General features: G+C 57.3%; 17 protein-coding genes. 11 read left to right on the top strand and 6 right to left on the bottom strand.

Annotated elements, in window-relative coordinates; all coding sequences use genetic code 11:
* The first annotated feature begins 71 nt into the window (after positions 1-71).
* A complete protein-coding gene (locus tag ACM6IR_RS05825; protein WP_414906812.1) occupies positions 72-611 on the top strand; it encodes a hypothetical protein in 540 nt (179 codons plus the stop codon).
* A 12-nt stretch (positions 612-623) separates the two neighbouring features.
* On the opposite strand, the gene ACM6IR_RS05820 is transcribed toward ACM6IR_RS05825, so the two are convergent.
* Positions 624-4,763 carry a CheR family methyltransferase gene (locus ACM6IR_RS05820; protein WP_414906811.1) on the bottom strand — a complete coding sequence of 1,380 codons (4,140 nt, stop codon included), beginning with the start codon at positions 4,761-4,763 and terminating at the stop codon, positions 624-626.
* A 209-nt stretch (positions 4,764-4,972) separates the two neighbouring features.
* On the opposite strand from ACM6IR_RS05820, the gene ACM6IR_RS05815 reads away from it, so the two are divergent.
* From ACM6IR_RS05815 to ACM6IR_RS05800, 4 genes are all read left to right on the top strand, one after another.
* A complete protein-coding gene (locus ACM6IR_RS05815; protein WP_414906810.1) occupies positions 4,973-6,577 on the top strand; it encodes a response regulator in 1,605 nt (534 codons plus the stop codon).
* Positions 6,574-7,266 (top strand): sensor histidine kinase, encoded by a 693-nt coding sequence (locus ACM6IR_RS05810; protein ID WP_414906809.1) that lies wholly within the window; start codon positions 6,574-6,576, stop codon positions 7,264-7,266. The genes ACM6IR_RS05815 and ACM6IR_RS05810 overlap by 4 nt, the downstream gene beginning before the upstream one ends.
* A 237-nt stretch (positions 7,267-7,503) precedes the next feature.
* Positions 7,504-8,745 carry a glutamine synthetase family protein gene (locus tag ACM6IR_RS05805; RefSeq protein WP_414906814.1) on the top strand — a complete coding sequence of 414 codons (1,242 nt, stop codon included), beginning with the start codon at positions 7,504-7,506 and terminating at the stop codon, positions 8,743-8,745.
* Between the two features lie 70 nt (positions 8,746-8,815).
* On the top strand, positions 8,816-10,192 hold the full coding sequence (locus ACM6IR_RS05800) for an MFS transporter (RefSeq protein WP_414906808.1): 1,377 nt from the start codon (positions 8,816-8,818) through the stop codon (positions 10,190-10,192).
* A gap of 65 nt (positions 10,193-10,257) precedes the next feature.
* On the opposite strand, the gene ACM6IR_RS05795 is transcribed toward ACM6IR_RS05800, so the two are convergent.
* The 4 genes from ACM6IR_RS05795 to flgA all read right to left on the bottom strand — a co-directional run bounded on the left by ACM6IR_RS05795 (position 10,258) and on the right by flgA (position 12,869).
* Entirely contained in the window at positions 10,258-11,004 is a 747-nt protein-coding gene (locus ACM6IR_RS05795) for a flagellar brake protein (RefSeq protein ID WP_414906807.1), read from the bottom strand.
* A gap of 92 nt (positions 11,005-11,096) precedes the next feature.
* Complete coding sequence (locus ACM6IR_RS05790) at positions 11,097-11,564, bottom strand: flagella synthesis protein FlgN (protein WP_414906806.1); 468 nt, start codon at positions 11,562-11,564, stop codon at positions 11,097-11,099.
* Between the two features lie 48 nt (positions 11,565-11,612).
* Positions 11,613-11,939 carry a flagellar biosynthesis anti-sigma factor FlgM gene (gene flgM, locus ACM6IR_RS05785; RefSeq protein WP_414906805.1) on the bottom strand — a complete coding sequence of 109 codons (327 nt, stop codon included), beginning with the start codon at positions 11,937-11,939 and terminating at the stop codon, positions 11,613-11,615.
* A gap of 168 nt (positions 11,940-12,107) precedes the next feature.
* Positions 12,108-12,869: a flagellar basal body P-ring formation chaperone FlgA gene (gene flgA, locus ACM6IR_RS05780; protein WP_414906804.1), complete on the bottom strand. Its 762-nt coding sequence runs from the start codon at positions 12,867-12,869 to the stop codon at positions 12,108-12,110.
* 82 nt (positions 12,870-12,951) lie between these two features.
* Between flgA and ACM6IR_RS05775 the strand changes: the two genes are divergently transcribed.
* From ACM6IR_RS05775 to flgE, 6 genes are all read left to right on the top strand, one after another.
* A complete protein-coding gene (locus ACM6IR_RS05775; RefSeq protein ID WP_414906803.1) occupies positions 12,952-13,884 on the top strand; it encodes a chemotaxis protein CheV in 933 nt (310 codons plus the stop codon).
* 46 nt (positions 13,885-13,930) lie between these two features.
* Positions 13,931-14,758: a protein-glutamate O-methyltransferase CheR gene (gene cheR, locus ACM6IR_RS05770; RefSeq protein WP_150633335.1), complete on the top strand. Its 828-nt coding sequence runs from the start codon at positions 13,931-13,933 to the stop codon at positions 14,756-14,758.
* 369 nt (positions 14,759-15,127) lie between these two features.
* Positions 15,128-15,535: a flagellar basal body rod protein FlgB gene (gene flgB / locus ACM6IR_RS05765; RefSeq protein ID WP_414906802.1), complete on the top strand. Its 408-nt coding sequence runs from the start codon at positions 15,128-15,130 to the stop codon at positions 15,533-15,535.
* A 3-nt stretch (positions 15,536-15,538) separates the two neighbouring features.
* Positions 15,539-15,982, top strand: coding sequence for a flagellar basal body rod protein FlgC (flgC, locus tag ACM6IR_RS05760; RefSeq protein ID WP_007937507.1), 444 nt, complete (start codon positions 15,539-15,541; stop codon positions 15,980-15,982).
* Positions 15,983-15,997: 15 nt separating this feature from the next.
* Positions 15,998-16,723, top strand: coding sequence for a flagellar hook assembly protein FlgD (gene flgD, locus ACM6IR_RS05755; protein WP_414906801.1), 726 nt, complete (start codon positions 15,998-16,000; stop codon positions 16,721-16,723).
* Between the two features lie 31 nt (positions 16,724-16,754).
* Positions 16,755-18,062: a flagellar hook protein FlgE gene (gene flgE, locus ACM6IR_RS05750; RefSeq protein ID WP_414906800.1), complete on the top strand. Its 1,308-nt coding sequence runs from the start codon at positions 16,755-16,757 to the stop codon at positions 18,060-18,062.
* A 251-nt stretch (positions 18,063-18,313) separates the two neighbouring features.
* Here the strand turns inward: flgE and ACM6IR_RS05745 are convergent, their stop codons facing one another.
* Positions 18,314-21,208: a ribonucleoside-diphosphate reductase subunit alpha gene (locus ACM6IR_RS05745; protein WP_414906799.1), complete on the bottom strand. Its 2,895-nt coding sequence runs from the start codon at positions 21,206-21,208 to the stop codon at positions 18,314-18,316.
* Positions 21,209-21,270: the final 62 nt, after the last annotated feature.

Raw genomic sequence — 21,270 nt, 5'->3', positions numbered from 1 at the left:
CACCCGACGATCTACATGGAAAGCGTGCCGGTGCTGTGCCTTACTCCTGACATGACTCAGGGGGGTAATCAATGCGACGCAGAGGCGCAAAGTTCTGGTTATGGACCAACACCCGTTTACCTCTTCACACCTATGAAGAAGTACTCAGTAATGGGGTGCAAGTCGAAGTGCAGGCGCGGATCAATCACGAGGGCGTCTCTCAGGTGTTTATTGGCCTCTATACCGAGAGTGGCTGGGCGATGTGCGAGGAGTCTCACGACAGAGGCTCTGGCGGGTATTACTGCGCCGCACTGAAGTGGGGGATCCAACGGGCGAGGGAACTGGTAGCGGACACTCAAGCGTTTGTTGCGCCGCACCGGGCACAGTTAACGCTCGGGGCTGTGATTGTCGATGAGCCGACACTGGCGTTGCGACGAATGGAGATGACCGAGCGTGAGCGATTGAAACTCCGATCCGAAGACGCCTGGGTGGAATACCTGGCTGCCAAGACGGCCATGCTGGAGCTCATGCGCACAACCAAAGTCGATCCCAAGGTCTGGTCCGACCATAGGGAACGACTATGGCAAGCGATTGATCGGCGTGTTTGTGTGCAACGCGACTATTTGTGCTGAATCATTCGCCAGTCAAAGGATCGAAGAGCGCCGTAGCGACTCGATGGTTTCAATCAGGTCCTCGTAGGACACAGGTTTGCCAATGTGCTGGTTAAAGCCCGATTGCCGGGATTTTTGAATATCACTGTTAGTGCCGTAGCCGGTCAGTGCAATGGCCGGTACATCCTTGACGAGCGGCAGCTGACGTAATGCACTCATCAGCTCATGACCATTCATGACCGGCATGCCAAGGTCCGAAATGATGAGGTCGAAACGGGTTTTTTTTGCCGCGTCCAGGGCGGCTACCGGACGGTCGAAGGCAATAACTTCTGCATCTTCCATTTCCAGCAGCATCTTCAAGGTTTCGAGTACCTCGGCGGAGTCGTCGACCAGCAGGATTGTTAAACCACTCAACCTGCCCGCGACATCGTCGGTCTGTACGACGGGTTGAACATCATCTGCACTCTCGGCCATCGGCAGGTAAACGCTGAACGTACAGCCTGCGCCCAGCCCGGGTGAGCTCACCTCGACTGTACCTTGTTGGGCCTCGGTCAATTGGCGGACCAGCGACAGCCCAATCCCCAAGCCCTCACGGTTGTGCGTGGCATGTTGTTTTTCAGCCTGACCAAACAGATCAAACACGTGCTCAAGGTTCTCGGCGGCGATGCCGGTGCCGTTGTCTTTGACATCCAGCCGCACCCTGCTCCCGACTTGGCTGGCAATCAATTGCACGTGCCCGGAAGGTGGAGTGAATTTCAGTGCATTGTTCACCAGGTTCCAGATGATCTGCTCCAGGCGCGTCGGGTCGGCATGGACTATCAGCGCCTGATCAGGCACCTGCAACTCGACATTGGTGGCATGCCGCTCATTGAGGACAACCGTGTGGATATCGCGCAATACACTGACCAGGTCCACGGCGATCGGTTTCAGCTTGAGCTTGCCGGTGCGGACTCTGGCGACATCCAGCAAATCATCGATGATCCGTGCCTGGCTGTTGACGGCATCGCAAATGGTGTTGACTGCCTTGGCGGCGGGAGCGACGGACTTGGTCACTGGCAAGCGGCGTAGCAGTTCTGCGTTGAGCTGGATCAGGTTCAGCGGATGCTTGAGTTCGTGGGACATGACCGCGAAAAACTCATCCTTGAGGTAATTGGTGTTTCGGGTATCGGCCAGTTCCTGACTCTGCTTTTCATGCTGACGTTTATGGCCGGTCAGGTCTCGGGCGATTTTCACATAGCCCTGCAGATTGTCGCCGATGAGAAGGGTCACCTCACCGCTGCAATAGAATCGGCTGCCATCCTTGCGCAGGTGCCAGCGTTCGTCTTCGCTACGGCCATGGGTACGAACCGTCAGCAGTTCGTTTTCGGGCACGCCGCAGGCGCGGTCTTCTGGTGAGAAGATGAAATCGTAATAAGCGCCTTCGGCTTCAGCCTTGCTGTAGCCGAATATCAACTCGGCGCCTTTGTTCCAGGTAGTGATGATGCCTTGTTCATCGAGGGTAATGATTGCGTAATCCCGTGTGCTTTCGGCCACCAGGCGCATGCGTTCCTCGCCAAGGCGCAGTTCTTCCTCGGCCGCACGGCGTTTGGTGATGTCGATGAATGTCAGCACTGTGCCGTCGATATGGTCTTCGCTGGAGCGATAGGGCAGCAGGCGGGCGATGTACCAACGGTTGTCGGTGCTACTGACTTCGCGTTCGATCATGTTCAATGACTCGAACACCGCCGCCGCGTCGCCGGCCAAGTCTTCGTAATGCAGGCGGTGCGTGATATCGAGCAGCGAACGACCGGTGTCCACCGGCAACATGCTGAATATGTCAGTAGCACGAGGCGTGAACCATTTGATCCGCATGCTGCGATCTACAAACACCGTCGCAATGTCAGTCGAGGCGATCAAGTTGGTCAGGTAGTCGTTGATCTTGTCTGTTTCTTCGACTTTGGTTTTCAGCTCGTAGTTGACCGTCAGCAACTCTTCGTTGATCGACTGCAACTCTTCCTTGCTGGTTTCCAGCTCTTCAGTGGCCGAACGCAGTTCTTCGTTGATTGCCTGCATTTCTTCGTTAGAAGCCTTGAGCTCTTCACTGGAGATTTCCGACTGTTCAATGGTGTCCTGCAAGTGCAACTTGGTGCGTTGCAGTTCGCGCTCGAGGTTGGACAGCACCTGGCTTTCGGTTTGTAACAGGGGGGTGGCGGTCTGTTCGGAAGGATCGACTTCAACTTCCTCGAAAATCACCAGGACGAATTCGCCGTCCGATTCTTCGTCCTTATAGGGATGCGCCACCAGATCAATCATGTAGAGCCGATCGTCGCGTTTTATCGGCACTGCACGGGACTTGACCACGATGCCGCTTTGCTGGACCTGGAACAAGGTGGTTCGGATTTCCAGGCGCAGCTCTGGCAGGATCAGCGCCAGCAGGTTGCGCGACAGCTCACCACCTATATGGCGCAGGAAACGTCCAGCGCTTTCGCTCATATGCAGGATGTCGGCGTTGGCATCGACAATCATGCTCGGCGGAGCGGAGCGTTCCAGGGCGCGTAGGTGGATGTCACCGAAGGACAGCTTGCGTTGCACCGTGCTCTGCGGCGCCTCACGGGAAATATTGCTGCGTACATAACCGCCGCGAGGCATGGCAGGTGTGCGGCGGCTATTGGCGGTGCCGGTCTTGGCGCGGAAGATCCGGTTGCGTTTATCCACTGGGGCAAACAGCTCGTGGCAAGCGTCTGCGCTTTCCGAGGAGCCCAGAAACAGAAATCCGCCTGGCCGTAACGCGAAGTGGAACATCTGCAGGATTTCACGCTGAACTTCGCGATCCAGATAGATCAACAAGTTGCGGCAAACTATCAAATCGATTTGCGAGAATGGTGGGTCGGACAGCAAGCTGTGCTTGGCGAACAAGACCCTTTCGCGAATTTCCTTGCGAATCCGATAGTGGTCGTCTTCCTTGATAAAGTAGTGCCGCAATCGGGTTGGCGGCACATCCGTAATGATCGCTTGCGGGTACAGCCCGGCGCGGCCGAAGCTGATGGCGCGCTCGTCAATGTCCGTGGCAAACAGTTGCAGTGAGGCCTGGCTGGCATCCAGTTGCAGTTGATCGGTGACCAGCATCGCCAAACTGTAGGCTTCTTCGCCTGTGGAGCATCCCGCCGACCAGACTCGGATTTCTTCTTTCTCGGGGGAGGCCGACACGGCGGCGCTGACCAGCTGCGGTACGACCTCCCGCTCGAGGGCTTCGAACGCTTCCCGATCGCGGAAGAAGTTGGTCACACCAATCAGCATGTCACCCAGTAATGCCTTGGTTTCTTCGGGATTGCTTTGCAGATAGCGGTAGTAAGCGCCCAGGTCCGGCTGCGCGGTGACCTGCATCCGACGCTCGATTCGACGCAAGACGGTCGCCCGCTTGTAGTGTTTGAAATCATGGCCGGTGCCAGTGCGCAACTGAATCAGGATGTCGTGCAGCAGCTGTTCAGCGAGTGCAGTGTCGCGCTCGGATACGGTGGCGAAGGTTTGCAGTTCCGGATCGTTTGCGGTCGGTAAGATGATTTCCTTGGCGTTGTGCCACAATTCCAGCAATTTTTGCGGCATCTCTACAACGGGCAACACCAAATCGACCATATGCGTATCGATGGCTGCGCTGGGCATGCCGTCGAATTCGGCGTCTTCCGGCGCCTGGGCCATGGTGATCCCGCCATGTTCCTTGATACGTGACAACCCAACTGCACCATCGGAGCCACTGCCGGACAATATCAGGCAGAACGCGCGCTCGCGGTGCACTTGCGCCAAGTCACGAAAAAACAGGTCGATCGCGGAATGGCGGCCCCGATGCGGGTCGTCGCTGCGGACCTCGAGAAAACCATCATTCATCGCCAGCTGCTGAGCCGGTGAGATGACGTAGACATGGTTTTTCTCGATGGGCACCGTTTCGGTCACCTGCAGGACCGGCATCCGGGTCGACTCCTGGATGATTTTGTCAGCGATGCTTTGGTGATCGGGCGACAGGTGAAGAATGACCACGAACGCCATGCCGTTGTCGTGAGGCATGTTCTCGAAAAATAATTTGATGGCTTGCAACCCGCCCGCCGACGCGCCAATCCCGACCACTGGAAAATCCAGAGAGCTGGGAGTCGGGACCTTTCGCTCGGACGTTTCAGCCGAGTGCTTGGGGGAGGAGGTCATATCTACTGCCTTTTACCGGCGACAAGTGGCGTATCGACGTCGAGCGGATACTGATTTGCGGTTCAATAAAACAGAATAATCCCGTTTTTCAATAACACGTTCAAATATTTAGAGCGCACTCGATCAACAGGAGTTCTCAAGGGAACGGTACTCCTGGCCGATAACCCGAACGGTCATGGTCTTCTACTTAAATTGCCTGGAAATCTTCGATGCTGTCGTATCACCAAAAGCGTTTTCTGATCGTCGATGATTTCTCGGATTTCCGCAGTTCCGTCAGGTCCATGCTGCGGGAACTGGGCGTCAAGGACGTCGACACTGCCGATACAGGCGAACAGGCGCTGCGAATGTGCTCGCAGAAGGCCTACGACTTTATCCTGCAGGATTTCCACTTGGGCGACGGCAAGAAGAACGGTCAGCAGGTGCTTGAAGACCTGATGATTGAGAAGCTGATCAGCCATGAGGCTGTGTTCGTCATGGTCACTGCCGAGACCAGCCAGGCCATGGTGCTAAGTGCCCTGGAGCATGAACCCGATGCCTACCTGACAAAACCGTTCAACCGTTCCGGCCTGGCCCAGCGCCTTGAACGGTTGGAGCAACGCAAGAATTTGCTCAAGCCAATCCTGCAAGCCCTCGATCGTGGCAAGCCGCTTGAAGTGCTCAACGCCTGTATCGAACTGTGCAAGAAGGACATTCGTTATTCGCCGCTTTGCCTGCGTTACCGCGCGGACGCGTTGCGTGACATGAATCAGAATGAAGCACTGGAGCGTCTCTACGACAGCATTATTGCTGATCGCCCTTTGCCATGGGCGTTTGCCGGATTGGGTCAGTTGCTGATCAAGCGCGGCCAGATCAGCCAGGCCAAAGCCATCTACGAAAAAGCCCTGAAAGTGTTTCCGATGATGCCGGCGCTGTATGACGGCATGGCCGAAGTGCTGATGGTCGAAGGCGACACCAAGGCGGCTCAGAAAGTCCTGGAAGAAGCGATTCGCCTATCCCCCCTGGCGGTCCGCAGGCAAGCGCTGTTGGGCAAGCTGGCGATGACCAACGAAGATTTCGACACCGCCTCCAAGGCTTTTCGCCAGGCCGTGTCGCAGGGGGCACAGTCTCGTTTCAAGGATGCGGAAAGCAACCTGGGCCTGGCCCATGCCTTGATCAGCAAAGGCAGCGAGAAAGGACTGGATACCCGGACCCGACTGGAAATCAACACGACCCTCAGTTTGGTGGCCAAGGAGAATCCTGGCGATCCTGGCTTGCAGATTCGTGCGCGGCTGATGAAGGCCACCAGTTTGCTACTCAACGATGCTGAAACGGCGGAGAAACTCACCGAACAGGCAATGCTGCGTCTCGATGGCATGGAGCAGTTCATGAGCGCGGAAGCAGCATTACTGGTGGCCAAACAGTTGCAAATGCTTGGCCAGGCGAGCGCAGGCGCATCGATGTTGAAAAACTGCGCGGAAATTTATGGTGATGATCCTGTGGTGATGCAGGGGATTGCCAAATTGACCGATGACCCGGCGATTCTCAACTCCAGCAACACGGCCGCCGAACTCAACCGACAGGGCGTACGGGTATACAAGTCCGGCAACCTGGTGGAGGCTCGGGCGGTATTTCGCAGAGCCCTGGCCCTGCAGCCGAAAAACATCAGTATCGCGCTGAACATGGCGCAGTCGCTGCTCCACGGCGCTGACACCAGCGTGCCTTCAGCCGAAATGGATGAATGTCGGGCCTGCCTGAAACAAGTTGGCATGATGCCCGACACCGACGCGCGTTATCCGCGCTATCAGAAACTGAAAATCAAGGCGTTCGGTGAATGACCCAAGACTACCCGGTATTGGATTTTTCAACGGTGATTGCGTCCACCGTGCACGACATGAAGAACTCGCTCGCCCTGTTGATACAGGCTCACAGCGATTGGCTGGGGCGCTTGCCCGACCCCGAGCAGCACAGCCCGGAGCAGGGCGTCATCGAGTTTGAGTTCGCTCATCTCAATGGCATGCTGGTGCAGTTATTGGGGCTGTATAAACTGGGTGTCAACCAGATGCCGTTGCAGCCGGCCTACCATGAACTGGATGATTTCATCGAAGCGCAACTGGCCGCTCATCAAGAAGTATTCGCCAGCCGCGGGATTATCGCGACCTATGAAGTCGACCCGTTGAGCCCATTGGGGTTCTTCGACCGGGAACTGGTCGCCTCGGTGCTGGCCAACAGCATCAACAACGCCATTCGTTATGCTCGCCACGCGCTACTGATTACCGTCAGTGATAAGGCCGGGCAGCTGGTTTTGACCATCAACGACGATGGCGAGGGTTATTCACCTGAGATGATCGAGCGTCAGGCCGATTACCTGCAGGGCATTAACCACAGCACGGGCAGCACGGGTCTGGGCTTGTACTTCGCCGGACGTATTGCAGCGCTGCATCAGCGCAATGGCGTGGGCGGCCGCACCGAAATCAGCAATGGCGGCCCGTTGGGCGGTGGGGTGTTCAGTCTTTACCTGCCCTGACGAACACGACCCTTATAGGGGCTGCCGAAGGCTGCGATCTTTTGATTTTTTTGCATGCTGCTTGAAATTCTGAACGGCCGAAGCCTATTTTGTACGGGTCGCCGTTCGCGGCTCGTACAACAACAGGATTGCGTCATGAAAACCGACGGCCAGGGCTCACTCGCGCAGCGATTGAAAGGCATTGATGAGGTTGAATGCGTCACGCCGGATTTGAATGGCATACCCAGGGGCAAGGTCATGACCGCCGAGGGTTTCCTCGAAGGGCGGCGTTTGCAGATGGCGCGGGGTGTGCTGCTGCAATGCGTCATGGGCGGGTATCCGCCGGCGCGCTTTTACGGCAGTGATGATGGCGACCTGGCGCTGGTCCCCGATCCTGCGCACATTTATCGCCTGCCGTGGAGCAAGCAGCCACGGGCGCTCGCCATTTGCGATGCGGATGAGCTGACCGGCGAATGCTCTAGCCTCTCGACCCGGGGTCAACTCAAGGCCGTGATCGCTCGTTACGCTACCCTCGGTTTGGCACCCGTGGTGGCGACCGAGCTGGAATTTTTTATCTTTGCGCCCAATTCCGACCCGACTCAACCGTTTCTGCCGCCGGTAGGCCTGGACGGTCGTCGTGAAGAAGGTCATTCGGCATTCAGCGTCAGTTCCAACAACGGCTTGCGGCCGTTCTTCAGTGAAGTCTACGCATGCATGGCCGCCGTGGGCCTGCCTCGCGATACTTTCATGCACGAAATGGGCGTCAGCCAATTCGAGATCAACCTGTTGCACGGCGATCCGCTGCTGCTGGCCGACCAGACATTCCTGTTTAAACATCTACTCAAAGAAGTTGCCCTCAAGCACGGTCTGATCGTGGTCTGCATGGCAAAGCCGCTGGCGCATACGCCGGGCAGCTCCATGCATATTCACCAGAGCATCATTGAGATCGGCACCGGACGTAACGTGTTCAGTGATCAGGACGGTCAGCCGACCGCGACCTTCCGTCATTTCATCGGTGGCCAGCAGGCGGGTATGGCGGACTTCACTGCTCTGTTCGCACCGAACGTGAACTCCTACCAACGCTTGTACCATCCGTTCGCTTCACCGAATAATGCCTGTTGGTCCCACGATAATCGTGCCGCCGGTCTGCGCATTCCGGCCAGTTCACCGGTCGCTCGTCGGGTCGAGAACCGTCTGCCGGGCGCTGATGCCAACCCGTATCTGGCCATAGCCGCGAGCCTGGCCGCCGGGTTGCATGGCATCCAAAACGAGTTGGAACCGAGCGATCCGATCCAGGGTGAAATCGAAGTGCCGGACAATCTTTCATTGCCGTGTACCTTGCATGCCGCTCTTGAGCGTCTGAAACGTAGTCAATTGGCGAAGGAACTGTTCGGCAAGGAGTTCATCGAAGGTTACATTGCTTCGAAGGCCATGGAGTTGACCAGCTTCTTTGATGAAATTACTCCCTGGGAACGTCGTGTTCTAGCAGCCCAGGCCTGACGACACGTCGTCTTCGAGCTATCTTTGCCGATAGCCCGTTTCTCACTGCAAGGAGCCGCTCGGAACGCCGATGCGCCAAATCTGGAAACCTTTTCGAGCGCTTTATTTTGCCTCGCTGATGATGTTGATCGGCTCTGGCTTGTTGAGTACCTACCTGGGCTTGCGCCTGGCGGCCGATCACGTCGACAGCCTATGGGTGGGTGCGTTGATGGCTGCCAACTATTTTGGCCTCGTCCTGGGCGGCAAGATCGGTCACCGTCTGATTGCCCGGGTCGGGCATATTCGAGCCTACTCAGCCTGCGCTGGGATTGTCGGTGCGGCGGTGCTCGGCCACGGTCTGATCGACTGGCTGCCTGCCTGGATATTCCTGCGGGTCATCGTCGGCCTCGGCATGATGTGCCAATACATGGTCATCGAAAGCTGGCTCAATGAGCAGGCGGAAGCCTCGCAGCGCGGGGCGGTGTTCAGCGGCTACATGATCGCCTCGTACCTGGGGCTGGTGCTGGGCCAGCTGATTTTGGTCATGCACCCGGCGCTGGGCCTGGAACTGTTGATGCTGGTCGCGTTGTGCTTCGCACTGTGCCTGGTGCCAGTGGCCCTGACTCGCCGGATCCACCCTGCACCGCTGCATCCTGCGCCAATGGAGCCTCGATTTTTCATCAGTCGCGTGCCGCAGTCGTTGAGCACGGTGCTGGGGGCGGGGCTGATCATTGGTTCTTTTTACGGTCTGGCGCCGCTTTATGCCTCTCAGCAAGGGTTATCCACGGAGCAGGTCGGTCTGTTCATGGGTAGCTGCGTTTTCGCCGGGCTGATGGTGCAGTGGCCATTGGGCTGGCTGTCCGACCGTTATGACCGCGCGTTGTTGATCCGCTGTGTTGCGATGGTCCTGGCCGTGGCTGCGTTGCCGCTGGCAATCATGCAACAGGTGCCACTGGAAATATTGTTCATCGCCGGGTTCGTTTGTTCACTGGTCATGTTCTGCCTGTATCCGCTGGCGGTGGCCTTCTCCAATGATCACGTCGAAGGCGATCGTCGCGTGTCCCTCACGGCGATGTTACTGGTGACCTATGGTGTCGGCGCCAGTATCGGGCCGTTGGTGGCCGGGGTGCTGATGAAGCTGTTCGGCAGCCATATGCTTTATGCCTTCTTCAGCTTCTTCGCGGTGGTGCTGGTGTGGCGGATCCGTCCGAAAGCGGTCACCAATCTGCATCAGGTCGACGATGCGCCGCTGCATCACGTGGCGATGCCGGACAGTATGTCGAGTTCACCACTGGTGGCTTGCCTTGACCCGCGTGTCGACGAGCAGGTGGTGCAGGATCAGATGCAGAGCCCGATCAACCCAGAGCCAAAGCCGGAGCCCGAAATCGACACCGAAACCGAAACCGGCCCGTCTCCCGAAGACCCTGACACAGGGCGCGAGCAAAGCTTTACCGAAGCCAGGCCATAAAGCCAAGGCATAAAAAACGGGCAGTCACCGCAAGGGGCTGCCCGTTTTTTTATTGATGGCTCGTGTTACATGTCGTCTTTGTCGAAGCGCCGCGCTTCGCGCTGAAGCTGATAGACGAAACGCTCGACCTGACGCTGTACCAGCCCGCTCATGTTGTGAAAGCGTACGCCGGCAAACGTGGTGGAGATTCTTTCTTCGAAGTGCAGGTAACGCAGTTCAACTGGCGCGGTCATTTTGCCAAAGGGCAGGGCAGCCATGAAGCGATCATAGACCTGGCCCAGTTGCAGGCTGCCAGTGATGTCGCCTTCGAAGCGCAACTTGCAACCGGTGGCGGAAATGTCCAACAACTTGCCGCTGGTTGACGTTTTGAGTTTTTCACCCGCGAGCTCGACATCCACCAGTTGTGCCAGCTTCAACGCAGCCCGGAAGGCATTGCGGCGCTGATGGTAGACAACCTCGTTGGGCAGAGGGCCACGATAGCAGCGGTCATTATCTGATTCGTCGATGGTCAGTGGCCCGTTGCTTTCCCAGGCAATGCGCACACCTTCGTGAAACCCTTCAATCCGAAACGGTTCGCCGGCCAGCAGATAGCGCTCGCCATCGCGGGGCACCATCTCATCCAGGGCAATCATTTTTTTTTCACGGTCGACGTCCACCAGATAGGTCTGGAAGCGCTGGTTGCGCTCGTGGAACGTGATAATCAGCGGGTCATGGCTTTCTTGCAGCTGCCGCAAGTTGCCAGCGATCTCCATTGGCGTCGAGAGCACCTTGGGTGGCTGCGGAGCATCTTCCGCGGTTAAGGCATTGGACACGGTTCATCAATCTCCAGACAAAATATGACTGCGGCTGGCCATAATATTGCCAGCATGTGGCGCGTCTTGATAGGGCAAGCTCATCGACAGGCTCAAGCCTGACTGAGCGGGCGTGGCATTGCCAGCTTGGAGGTTGATCCACGGGCATCGTAAAGCGCTGGTGGTTCGCCACCCGTGAGGATTTTCAGCTGATTGGCGGTGGAGGCCTGCTGCACCTGGATCGACTGGCCATTATTAACGTTGATGGCTTGGCATTGGGCCAACATCTGCATCAGCGCGTCACTCTGTTCCAGTAGCTGGTCACCGATGCTCGATTGGCTGGCGAGTTGCTCCAATCCATCGCGGTTGGTGGGCAAATTAAGGCTGGCGAGAATTTCACTGCGCTTGCGGCCATGCTGTTCAAGCAAGATGATCAATGCCTGTTTCTGCGCCAGAATTTCTTCAAGCAGTTGCATCTCCCGACCATGCAGCGCGAGGGACTCGGTCTGCAATAACTCCATCAATTGTTGCAATGGAGCAAAGTCGTCGGTGATCAGTTGCAGTAAATTAGTGTCGTGCATGGCGGGCCTTGGGGTTTAAGCGTCCAAAAGCCTGGCGCCGGCCTTGGCCTAGCGCTGGGCTTCGAAGTTGAGCAGTTTGCTGGCCACACGGTTGCTGTCGACTTTGTAGCTGCCATCTGCAATCGCTGCTTTCAACTCGGCCACGCGGGCCTTGTCGACGGCAGGCTGATCGCGCAGCTTGTCAGTGACCTTCTGCAACTGTTGAGCCTCATCGCTGAAATGTACCGATTCCCCGCTTTTGACGGTACTGGCCTGTTCGGCCGGGGTATTCAGCGGCGCGGATTTGCCGGCTTCGGCAGTTTCCTTCGCGGCGCTGGTACGTGTACCACCGGTAAGTGGCGAGGAGCTGTTCAACCGGCTGAAATCGATGACCATGATAAAAAAACCTCTGGGTATTTGGACGCTTGCCATGTTTTCGGCCATACCCGGAAAAACTTTAGGCTCACTTTATCAATGAGCTTGCGCGCGTCAGCGCTTGCCTTGCATGAGGCACAGTTTAGGGAACAGTCGGGCGTCACGCCATAACTTCACAAACAGAGTGCCCTACATAGCCACTTCCACTTGGCCAGGCGCGGTGACTTGCGCCTTGATGACCCGCTCGGAGTTGAGGTTTTTTACCCGGATCTGTTCGCGCAAGCCGCCGTTGGACAACGCCTCGCCCGGCATGCGTACACTGAGCGTACCACTGCGGGCAGTAATCACCACCTGATCACCCTTGGTAATCACATCCGCCTGTTCCAGGTGCACCAGGGTAATGACCTGGTCGGCGACCATTGGTCGGGTCAGTTTTTGCCCGATCGCTTCGTCGACTGACGTCAGGTAGCCCTGGTTGATCAGGCTGATGTCGCGCTCACGCAGGGTTACGTCTTGAGGCTCGATAATGCCGGCGCGGCGCAGGGGGCGGGTGGTGGTCACAATGTCGCGAAACAGGCGTACTTGAGCGGGCACGAAGACGGTCCAGGGGGACGCACCCTCGCAGCGAACCTTGACCGTCACCCGTCCCAGCGGCTTGGCCGGACTCTCGAGAGAGGCTGTCAATTCCTTGTCACACATGGGCATGTGCATTCGCGGGTCGAGTTGGTTGACCTCGATTTCATAACGACCTTGCGTTTGACTGGTCGCCAGATAGTCCTCTACGGTGAATTCAAGAAAGCCCTGAGTGACGCCGATAAGCATGTCAGGCAAGGTAACTGCGTCAGCAAGGGCAGGACTGCCAGCGTTGAACAGGCAAGCGGCCGACATCGCGCAAAGTAATTTGCGGAATGTTGATGTCAGGCGTCGGGAAAATGTCGGTTCTGTGTTCATAAGAGTTAAAAAGCAAGCGCCGTGCCGTTTAGTGATGAAGGTGCGTCGCAACACACTTAAGCGTTGGTGTAGGAGTCTGTGCATGGCTGGTGTAATGGATGCGGTAAACCAGCGCACGCAATTGGTGGGGCAGAATCGCCTTGAGCTGTTGTTGTTCCGTCTCGACGGCCAGCAGCTTTATGGGATCAACGTGTTCAAGGTTCGGGAGGTGCTGCAATGCCCCAAGCTGACCCTGATGCCCAAGTCCAGTCCTGTCGTGTGCGGTGTGGCGAATATTCGGGGGGCGACCATTCCGATCCTTGATCTGGCGATGGCCACCGGGTCCGGCGCGCTGAAAGACCAAAGCAATCCCTTCGTGATCATCACGGAATACAACACCAAGACCCAGGGTTTCCTGGTGCGGTCGGTGGAACGTATCGTCAACATGAACTGGGAGGAGATTCATCCACCACCCAAGGGCACGGGGCGCGATCATTACCTCACGGCTGTGACTCGGGTTGACAATCAGTTGGTCGAAATCATCGACGTCGAGAAAGTGCTGGCGGAAGTGGCGCCGACACCGGAAGCGATTTCGGTCGGCGTGGTGGATGTCGAAACCCAGCACAAGGCGCTGTCCTTGAAAGTTCTGACGGTCGATGACTCGTCGGTGGCGCGCAAGCAAGTCTCCCGTTGTCTGCAGTCGGTCGGTGTCGAAGTGGTGGCGTTGAACGACGGCAAGCAAGCGCTGGATTACCTGCGCAAACTGGTTGAGGAGGGCAAGAAGCCGGAAGAAGAGTTTCTGATGATGATTTCCGACATCGAGATGCCGGAGATGGACGGATATACCCTGACGGCCGAGATCCGCAACGACCCTCGCATGCAAAAGCTTCATATCATCCTGCATACTTCATTGTCGGGCGTATTCAATCAGGCGATGGTCAAGAAAGTCGGTGCCGATGACTTCCTTGCCAAATTCCGTCCTGATGACCTGGCATCCCGGGTAGTCGACCGGATCAAAGCAGCAGACATCAGCTAGGGGCCTTCTGCCCCTGGTGATCAAAACGATTTAAGAGGCGGCATCATTGTCTACGGGTAATTTGGATTTCGAACAGTTCCGGGTATTCCTGGAAAAAGCCTGTGGCATTTTGCTCGGTGAAAATAAGCAGTACCTGGTCTCGAGCCGTCTCAACAAACTGATGGAACAGCAGGGCATCAAGTCCCTGGGTGAGCTGGTCCAGCGCATTCAGACCCAGCCGCGCAGTGGTTTGCGCGAGATGGTGGTGGATGCCATGACCACCAACGAAACCCTGTGGTTTCGTGACACCTATCCGTTTGAGGTCTTGAAGAACAAGGTATTGCCCGAAGCGATCAAAGCCGCTCCCGGCCAGCGTCTGCGCATTTGGTCGGCGGCGTGCTCGTCCGGTCAGGAACCGTATTCGCTGTCGATGTCCATCGATGAGTTCGAACGGGTCAACATGGGGCAATTGAAGATGGGGGTGCAGATCGTTGCCACTGACCTGTCCGGCACCATGCTGACCAACTGCAAGACGGGTGAGTACGACAGCCTGGCGATCGGCCGTGGCCTGTCGCCCGAGCGTCTTCAACGTTATTTCGACCCGAAAGGGCCGGGGCGTTGGGCAATCAAGGCGCCGATCAAAAGCCGGGTGGAGTTTCGTTCGTTCAACCTGCTGGACAGCTACGCGAGCCTCGGCAAATTTGACATCGTGTTCTGCCGCAACGTGTTGATCTACTTCTCTGCCGAGGTGAAGAAGGACATCCTGTTGCGCATCCACAGCACGTTGAAGCCCGGCGGTTATCTGTTCCTCGGCGCTTCCGAAGCGCTGAACGGTTTGCCGGATCATTACCAGATGGTCCAGTGCAGCCCGGGGATTATTTACCAGGCGAAGTGATTCGTCCGCGGCACACAAAAAAACGGGAGTCCTCAGGGGCTCCCGTTTTTTTTGCCTGTAGAAATTCCTGGCACCACCTCCATCCCCTGTGGGAGCGAGCTTGCTCGCGATAGCGGAGTGACAGGCGACGAAGATGTTGACGGACACGACGCCATCGCGAGCAAGCTCGCTCCCACAGGGTCATAAGGGGGGGGGCTCGGCTGGGATAAGCGGCAGAAAAGCGGCAGCCAGCGGAAGCCGTTTGCCGCTTTTCTGGCATTGCCACGTTGCCCCTGCCCGCAAAGCCCCGGATTACGGGCTTTTTTTAATTGGCACGACGCTTGCTAAGTTCATCGTACGAAAAATCAGGTCACCCGAAGGTTTCCCGACATGAGCATCAGCTTCGACAAAGCGCTCGGTATCCACGAACAAGCCCTGGGCTTCCGCTCTCAGCGTGCCGAAGTCCTGGCCAACAACATTGCCAACGCCGACACCCCGAACTACAAGGCTCGGGATCTGGACTTTTCAAAAGTGCTCGCCGAGCAGAACGAGAAAACCAAGAACGGCACTTTCGCCTTGAACATGACCAACAGCCGTCATATCGAAGCCGAAGGCCTGGGCAATGGCGACGAATCGCTGCTGTATCGCACGCCGATGCAACCGTCGATTGACCAGAACACCGTGGACGCCCAGCTGGAACAGTCGAACTACGCGGAAAACGCTGTCGGCTTCCAAGCCAGCTTCACCCTGCTCAACAGCAAATTCAAAGGGCTGGTATCAGCCCTGCGCGGAGAGTAAGCCATGTCTCTATCCAGTGTTTTCAACATTGCCGGTAGCGGCATGAGTGCCCAGACCACTCGCCTCAACACCGTTGCCTCGAACATCGCCAACGCCGAAACCGTCTCGTCGAGCATCGACCAGACCTACCGCGCGCGTCACCCGGTGTTCGCCACCATGTTCCAGGGCGGCCAGAGCGGCGGCAGCGATTCGTTGTTCCAGAACCAGGACGCTGCCGGTCAAGGCGTGCAGGTGCTCGGCGTGGTCGAAGACCAGAGCAACCTTGAGGCGCGCTATGAGCCGAATCATCCGGCTGCCGATGCCAAGGGCTACGTCTACTACCCGAACGTCAACGTCGTCGAAGAAATGGCTGACATGATTTCCGCGAGTCGCTCGTTCCAGACCAACGCCGAAATGATGAACACCGCCAAAACCATGATGCAGAAGGTCCTGACCCTCGGTCAGTGATAAGGGGCGAATTTCATGAGTGTTACTGATACCACCAGCAGTTTGAGCCTCAACGACATCCTGGCCAACTCTTCGATCAAGACCAACACCACGACGGGTGGCTTGGCGGCGGCAACCGGCGCTGCCACGGGCTCACAGTCTCTGGGCAAGGATGCGTTCCTGAAATTGCTGGTGACCCAGCTCAAGAACCAGGACCCGCTTTCGCCGCAGGACAACGGCGCATTTGTGGCTCAACTGGCGCAGTTCAGCAGCCTTGAGGGGATCACTTCGCTGAACACGACCGTGAGCTCTATGGCCAGTAATTTCAGCTCTTCCCAGGCCTTGCAGGCGTCTTCACTGGTTGGCCATTCGGTGATTGCGCAAACCAACATCGCGCAAATCAGCGACCCGACGAAGGGGCTGACCGGTTCGGTGACCGTGCCATCGTCCATTGCCGATGGCACGGTGACAATTACCGACGCAAGCGGAAAGGTAGTGAGAACCCTTGACCTGGGCAGCCAGCCAGCAGGCAGTGCCAGCTTCAAGTGGGATGGCAACGACAGTAGCGGTGCGGTGGTCCCTGCAGGTACTTATACCTTCAATGCCAGCGCTCCGATCGGTGGCACGGCGACAGCCCTGGCCACCTACCTGCCGGCGACGGTCAATAGTGTGACCCTCAGTCAGACCGGCGGCGAATTGACGCTCAATCTTGCAGGTCTGGGCCCTGTCGGCCTGTCCAAAGTTCAAACAATTGGTATGTAGAGCCGGCTAACGCGGCATAAAGGAGTGGAATATGTCTTTCAATATCGGCCTTAGCGGTCTCTACGCAGCCAATAAACAACTTGACGTGACCGGCAACAACATCGCCAACGTCGCGACCACCGGCTTCAAGTCGTCCCGTGCAGAATTTGAAGACGTGTACTCGGCGAGCAAATTGGGTACGGGTAGCAAGACCGTTGGTAACGGTGTGCGCCTGGCCAACGTTTCCCAGCAGTTTACCCAGGGTGGCATCAACAACACCGGCAACGTGTTGGACATGGGGATCAACGGTTCGGGCTTCTTCGTTCTGAACGACGCTGGTTCGATGTCCTATACCCGTGCCGGTACTTTCAGGGTCGACAAGGACGGTTACGTCACCAACACCGATGGCACCTCGCGTCTGCAGGGCTACGGTGTGGATACCAATGGCAATATTCAGAACGGTGTATTGACCGACCTGCGCATTGATACATCCAACCTGGCGCCGAAATCGACCAACGCCGTGTCGTCGACGATCAACCTGAACTCTACGGCTGCCGTGATCGACCAGGCCGTTGCCGCCAACAAGTTCGATCCGAGCAAGTCGGCGACCTTCACCAAGCAGTTCAGTACCCCGATTTTCGACACTCAGGGTAACCAGCACACCATGGATCAGTACATGGTCAAGACAGGTGCCAACACCTGGGATACCTACACCCTGATCGATGGTCGCAACCCGGATGGCACCGACCCTAGCGTCGCCGCTACTGCTCCAGTTCCTTCGACGATGACGTTCGACACGTCGGGCAAACTGGTTTCGGTCATTCCTTCGTCTAACAACAGCGATCTGAAGATCATGAACTGGACTCCAGGCACTGTGACCGCCGGTGTGTGGGCAGCCAACGGCGCATCCGCCGACCCTGCGGGCGTGACCATTGCCTTGGCCAACACCACTCAATTCAACGCTGATACCGCGCGTTCGATTCCTACGCAGAATGGTTACGCCACTGGCCAGATCACCAACCTGACCATCGACGGTAGCGGTGTGTTGCTGGCTAACTTCAGCAACAACCAGACCAAGCCTATCGGCCAGGTCTCGCTGGCCAGCTTCACCAACGAACAAGGTCTGCAGGCTGTAGGCGGCACCAGCTGGAAAGAAACCTACGCGTCAGGTGTCCCGGGCTACGATGCACCGCAAACCGGCACCCTGGGTTCGATCGCTTCCAACTCCCTGGAAGAGTCCAACGTTAACCTGACCAACGAACTGGTCGATCTGATCAAGGCGCAGAGCAACTATCAGGCGAACGCCAAAATCATTTCCACCCAAAGCACCGTCATGCAAACCACCATTCAGATGACCTGATGCCGGTTGGCGGATAGCGCTTCACAAAGAGCCCCTCGAAAGAGGGGCTTTTTTTTTTTGTGGATGATTCAATGTAGGAGCGAGCTTGCTCGCGAAGGACGTTAACGATTAAGCGTCCATCCTGAATGAACGCGTTGCTCTTTATTCCTTCGCGAGCAAGCTCGCTCCTACAGCAGGCAAAAAAAACCCCGACAAGCCAGAGGCCTGTCGGGGGTTTTGAGTAAGCGCCTTTCAGCGCTTGGCGGCTCAGCTTATTGGCAAGCTTCGCAATCCGGCTCGTCGATGGCGCAAGCCTTCGGCACTGGAGCAGGGCCGGCAGGCGCCGCCAGGACCGAGTCGTCACCGTGGTTGCCGCCGCTGGAAACGGCGTTCAGCTTGCCGGTGTTGATGGTCGACTTCTCGGTGCTGGTCGCGGCCAGGGCACGGAGGTAGTAAGTGGTTTTCAGACCACGGTACCAGGCCATGCGGTAGGTCACGTCCAGTTTCTTGCCCGAAGCGCCAGCGATGTACAGGTTCAGCGACTGAGCCTGGTCGATCCACTTTTGACGACGGCTTGCCGCGTCGACGATCCACTTGGTGTCCACTTCGAAAGCCGTCGCGTAGAGCTCTTTGAGTTCTTGCGGGATGCGCTCGATCTGCTGCACGGAACCGTCGTAGTACTTCAGGTCGTTGATCATGACCGAGTCCCATAGACCGCGAGCCTTCAGGTCACGAACCAGGTACGGGTTGATCACGGTGAATTCGCCCGACAGGTTCGATTTCACATAGAGGTTCTGGTAGGTCGGTTCGATCGACTGCGATACGCCAGTGATGTTGGCAATGGTCGCGGTCGGTGCGATGGCCATGATGTTGGAGTTACGAATGCCTTTCTGTACACGGGCGCGAACCGGTGCCCAGTCCAGGGATTCGTTCAGGTCAACGTCGATGTACTTCTGGCCGCGTTGCTCGATCAGGATCTGTTGCGAATCCAGCGGCAGGATGCCTTTGGACCACAGCGAGCCTTTGAACGTCTCGTAAGCGCCGCGCTCATCGGCCAGGTCGCAGGACGCCTGGATCGCGTAGTAGCTGACCGCTTCCATCGACTTGTCGGCGAACTCGACGGCTGCAATGGAACCGTAAGGGATGTGCTGCAGGTACAGCGCGTCCTGGAAGCCCATGATGCCGAGGCCGACCGGACGGTGCTTGAAGTTGGAGTTCTTGGCTTGTGGCACCGAGTAGTAGTTGATGTCGATAACGTTATCGAGCATGCGAACGGCGGTGTTCACGGTGCGTTCCAGCTTGGCGGTGTCCAGCTTGCCGTTGACGATGTGGTTCGGCAGGTTGATCGAGCCCAGGTTGCAAACGGCGATCTCGTCCTTGTTGGTGTTCAAGGTGATCTCGGTGCACAGGTTCGAGCTGTGTACCACGCCGACGTGCTGTTGCGGGCTGCGCAGGTTGCACGGGTCTTTGAAGGTCAGCCATGGGTGGCCGGTTTCAAACAGCATGGACAGCATTTTGCGCCACAGGTCTTTGGCCTGGATGGTCTTGAACAGCTTGATCTTGCCCGGGTACTCGGACAGGGCTTCGTAGTACTCATAACGCTCTTCGAAGGCCTTGCCGGTCAGGTCATGCAGGTCTGGCACTTCGGACGGCGAGAACAGGGTCCACTTGCCATCATCGAAGACGCGCTTCATGAACAGGTCAGGGATCCAGTTGGCAGTGTTCATGTCGTGGGTACGACGACGATCATCACCGGTGTTCTTGCGCAGTTCGATGAACTCTTCGATGTCCATGTGCCAGGTTTCCAGGTAGGCACAGACAGCGCCTTTGCGCTTGCCACCCTGGTTAACCGCGACGGCGGTATCGTTCACCACTTTCAGGAACGGAACAACGCCCTGGGATTTGCCGTTGGTGCCCTTGATGTACGAACCCAGTGCACGAACCGGGGTCCAGTCGTTGCCCAGGCCGCCTGCAAATTTCGACAACATGGCGTTGTCGTGGATCGCGTGGTAAATGCCCGACAGGTCATCCGGCACGGTGGTCAGGTAGCAGCTCGACAGCTGTGGACGCAGGGTGCCGGCGTTGAACAGGGTTGGCGTCGAGGACATGTAGTCGAAAGACGACAACAGGTTGTAGAACTCGATCGCACGGTCTTCTTTATTCTTCTCTTCGATCGCCAGGCCCATGGCCACGCGCATGAAGAAAATCTGTGGCAGTTCGAAACGCACGCCATCCTTGTGGATGAAGTAACGGTCGTACAGGGTTTGCAGGCCCAGGTACGTGAACTGCTGATCGCGCTCGTGGTTGATTGCCTTGCCGAGTTTTTCCAGGTCGAAGGTTGCCAGGACCGGGTTCAGCAATTCGAATTCGATACCCTTGGCGATGTACGAAGGCAGGGCCTTGGCGTACAGGTCGACCATTTCATGGTGAGTGGCGCTTTCAGCGACTTCCAGGAAACTCAGGCCTTCGGCGCGCAGGGTGTCCATCAGCAGGCGAGCGGTCACGAACGAGTAGTTCGGCTCACGCTCGACCAACGTACGGGCGGTCATCACCAACGCGGTGTTGACGTCGGTCAGCGCCACGCCGTCGTACAGGTTTTTCAGGGTTTCGCGCTGGATCAGGTCGCCGTCGACTTCTTCCAGGCCTTCGCACGCTTCTGTGACGATGGTGTTCAGACGGCCCATGTCCAGAGGAGCAAAGGTGCCATCGGCGCGGGTGATGCGGATCGACGGGTGAGCGTTGACAGCTTCTACGGCCGGGGCGTGGGCAGCGCGTTCTTTCGAACGACCGTCGCGGTAGATCACGTAGTCGCGGGCCACTTTCTGCTCGCCGGCACGCATCAGGGCCAGTTCGACCTGATCCTGGATTTCTTCGATGTGGATGGTGCCGCCCGATGGCATGCGACGCTTGAAGGTTGCGGTGACTTGTTCGGTCAGGCGGGCAACGGTGTCATGGATTCGCGACGAAGCGGCAGCGGTGCCGCCCTCAACTGCGAGAAACGCTTTGGTGATGGCGACGGTGATCTTGTCATCGGTGTAAGGAACGACAGTGCCGTTACGCTTGATCACGCGCAGCTGGCCTGGCGCGGTGGCGGACAGATCCGAAGTCGAATCAGCGGCCTGCGGCAAGGTGCCCTGCGGGTTCTCGCGAGTTGTGTCGGTTTGCATGGGGGGTTGTCTCCACATTCTCTATGTTTGTTTGGGCACCTTCACGGTGCCCACCGTTCTGT

It is taken from the genome of Pseudomonas sp. IT-P253 (assembly GCF_949768125.1).
Taxonomy (GTDB): Bacteria; Pseudomonadota; Gammaproteobacteria; order Pseudomonadales; family Pseudomonadaceae; genus Aquipseudomonas.
Note: the sequence above shows the minus strand (reverse complement) of the source record. Positions and strands in the feature narration are given on the sequence as shown.

What these genes read in the sequence shown, in the direction of transcription:
- ACM6IR_RS05800 (WP_414906808.1), top strand. Translation starts at nt 8,816, where the DNA reads ATGCGCCAAATCTGGAAACCTTTTCGAGCGCTTTATTTTGCCTCGCTG.
- ACM6IR_RS05775 (WP_414906803.1), top strand. Translation starts at nt 12,952, where the DNA reads ATGGCTGGTGTAATGGATGCGGTAAACCAGCGCACGCAATTGGTGGGG.
- ACM6IR_RS05810 (WP_414906809.1), top strand. Translation starts at nt 6,574, where the DNA reads ATGACCCAAGACTACCCGGTATTGGATTTTTCAACGGTGATTGCGTCC.
- ACM6IR_RS05790 (WP_414906806.1), bottom strand. Translation starts at nt 11,564, where the DNA reads ATGCACGACACTAATTTACTGCAACTGATCACCGACGACTTTGCTCCA.
- flgD (WP_414906801.1), top strand. Translation starts at nt 15,998, where the DNA reads ATGAGTGTTACTGATACCACCAGCAGTTTGAGCCTCAACGACATCCTG.
- flgE (WP_414906800.1), top strand. Translation starts at nt 16,755, where the DNA reads ATGTCTTTCAATATCGGCCTTAGCGGTCTCTACGCAGCCAATAAACAA.
- flgC (WP_007937507.1), top strand. Translation starts at nt 15,539, where the DNA reads ATGTCTCTATCCAGTGTTTTCAACATTGCCGGTAGCGGCATGAGTGCC.
- flgM (WP_414906805.1), bottom strand. Translation starts at nt 11,939, where the DNA reads ATGGTCATCGATTTCAGCCGGTTGAACAGCTCCTCGCCACTTACCGGT.
- ACM6IR_RS05745 (WP_414906799.1), bottom strand. Translation starts at nt 21,208, where the DNA reads ATGCAAACCGACACAACTCGCGAGAACCCGCAGGGCACCTTGCCGCAG.
- ACM6IR_RS05820 (WP_414906811.1), bottom strand. Translation starts at nt 4,763, where the DNA reads ATGACCTCCTCCCCCAAGCACTCGGCTGAAACGTCCGAGCGAAAGGTC.
- ACM6IR_RS05815 (WP_414906810.1), top strand. Translation starts at nt 4,973, where the DNA reads ATGCTGTCGTATCACCAAAAGCGTTTTCTGATCGTCGATGATTTCTCG.
- flgB (WP_414906802.1), top strand. Translation starts at nt 15,128, where the DNA reads ATGAGCATCAGCTTCGACAAAGCGCTCGGTATCCACGAACAAGCCCTG.
- ACM6IR_RS05805 (WP_414906814.1), top strand. Translation starts at nt 7,504, where the DNA reads ATGACCGCCGAGGGTTTCCTCGAAGGGCGGCGTTTGCAGATGGCGCGG.
- flgA (WP_414906804.1), bottom strand. Translation starts at nt 12,869, where the DNA reads ATGAACACAGAACCGACATTTTCCCGACGCCTGACATCAACATTCCGC.
- ACM6IR_RS05825 (WP_414906812.1), top strand. Translation starts at nt 72, where the DNA reads ATGCGACGCAGAGGCGCAAAGTTCTGGTTATGGACCAACACCCGTTTA.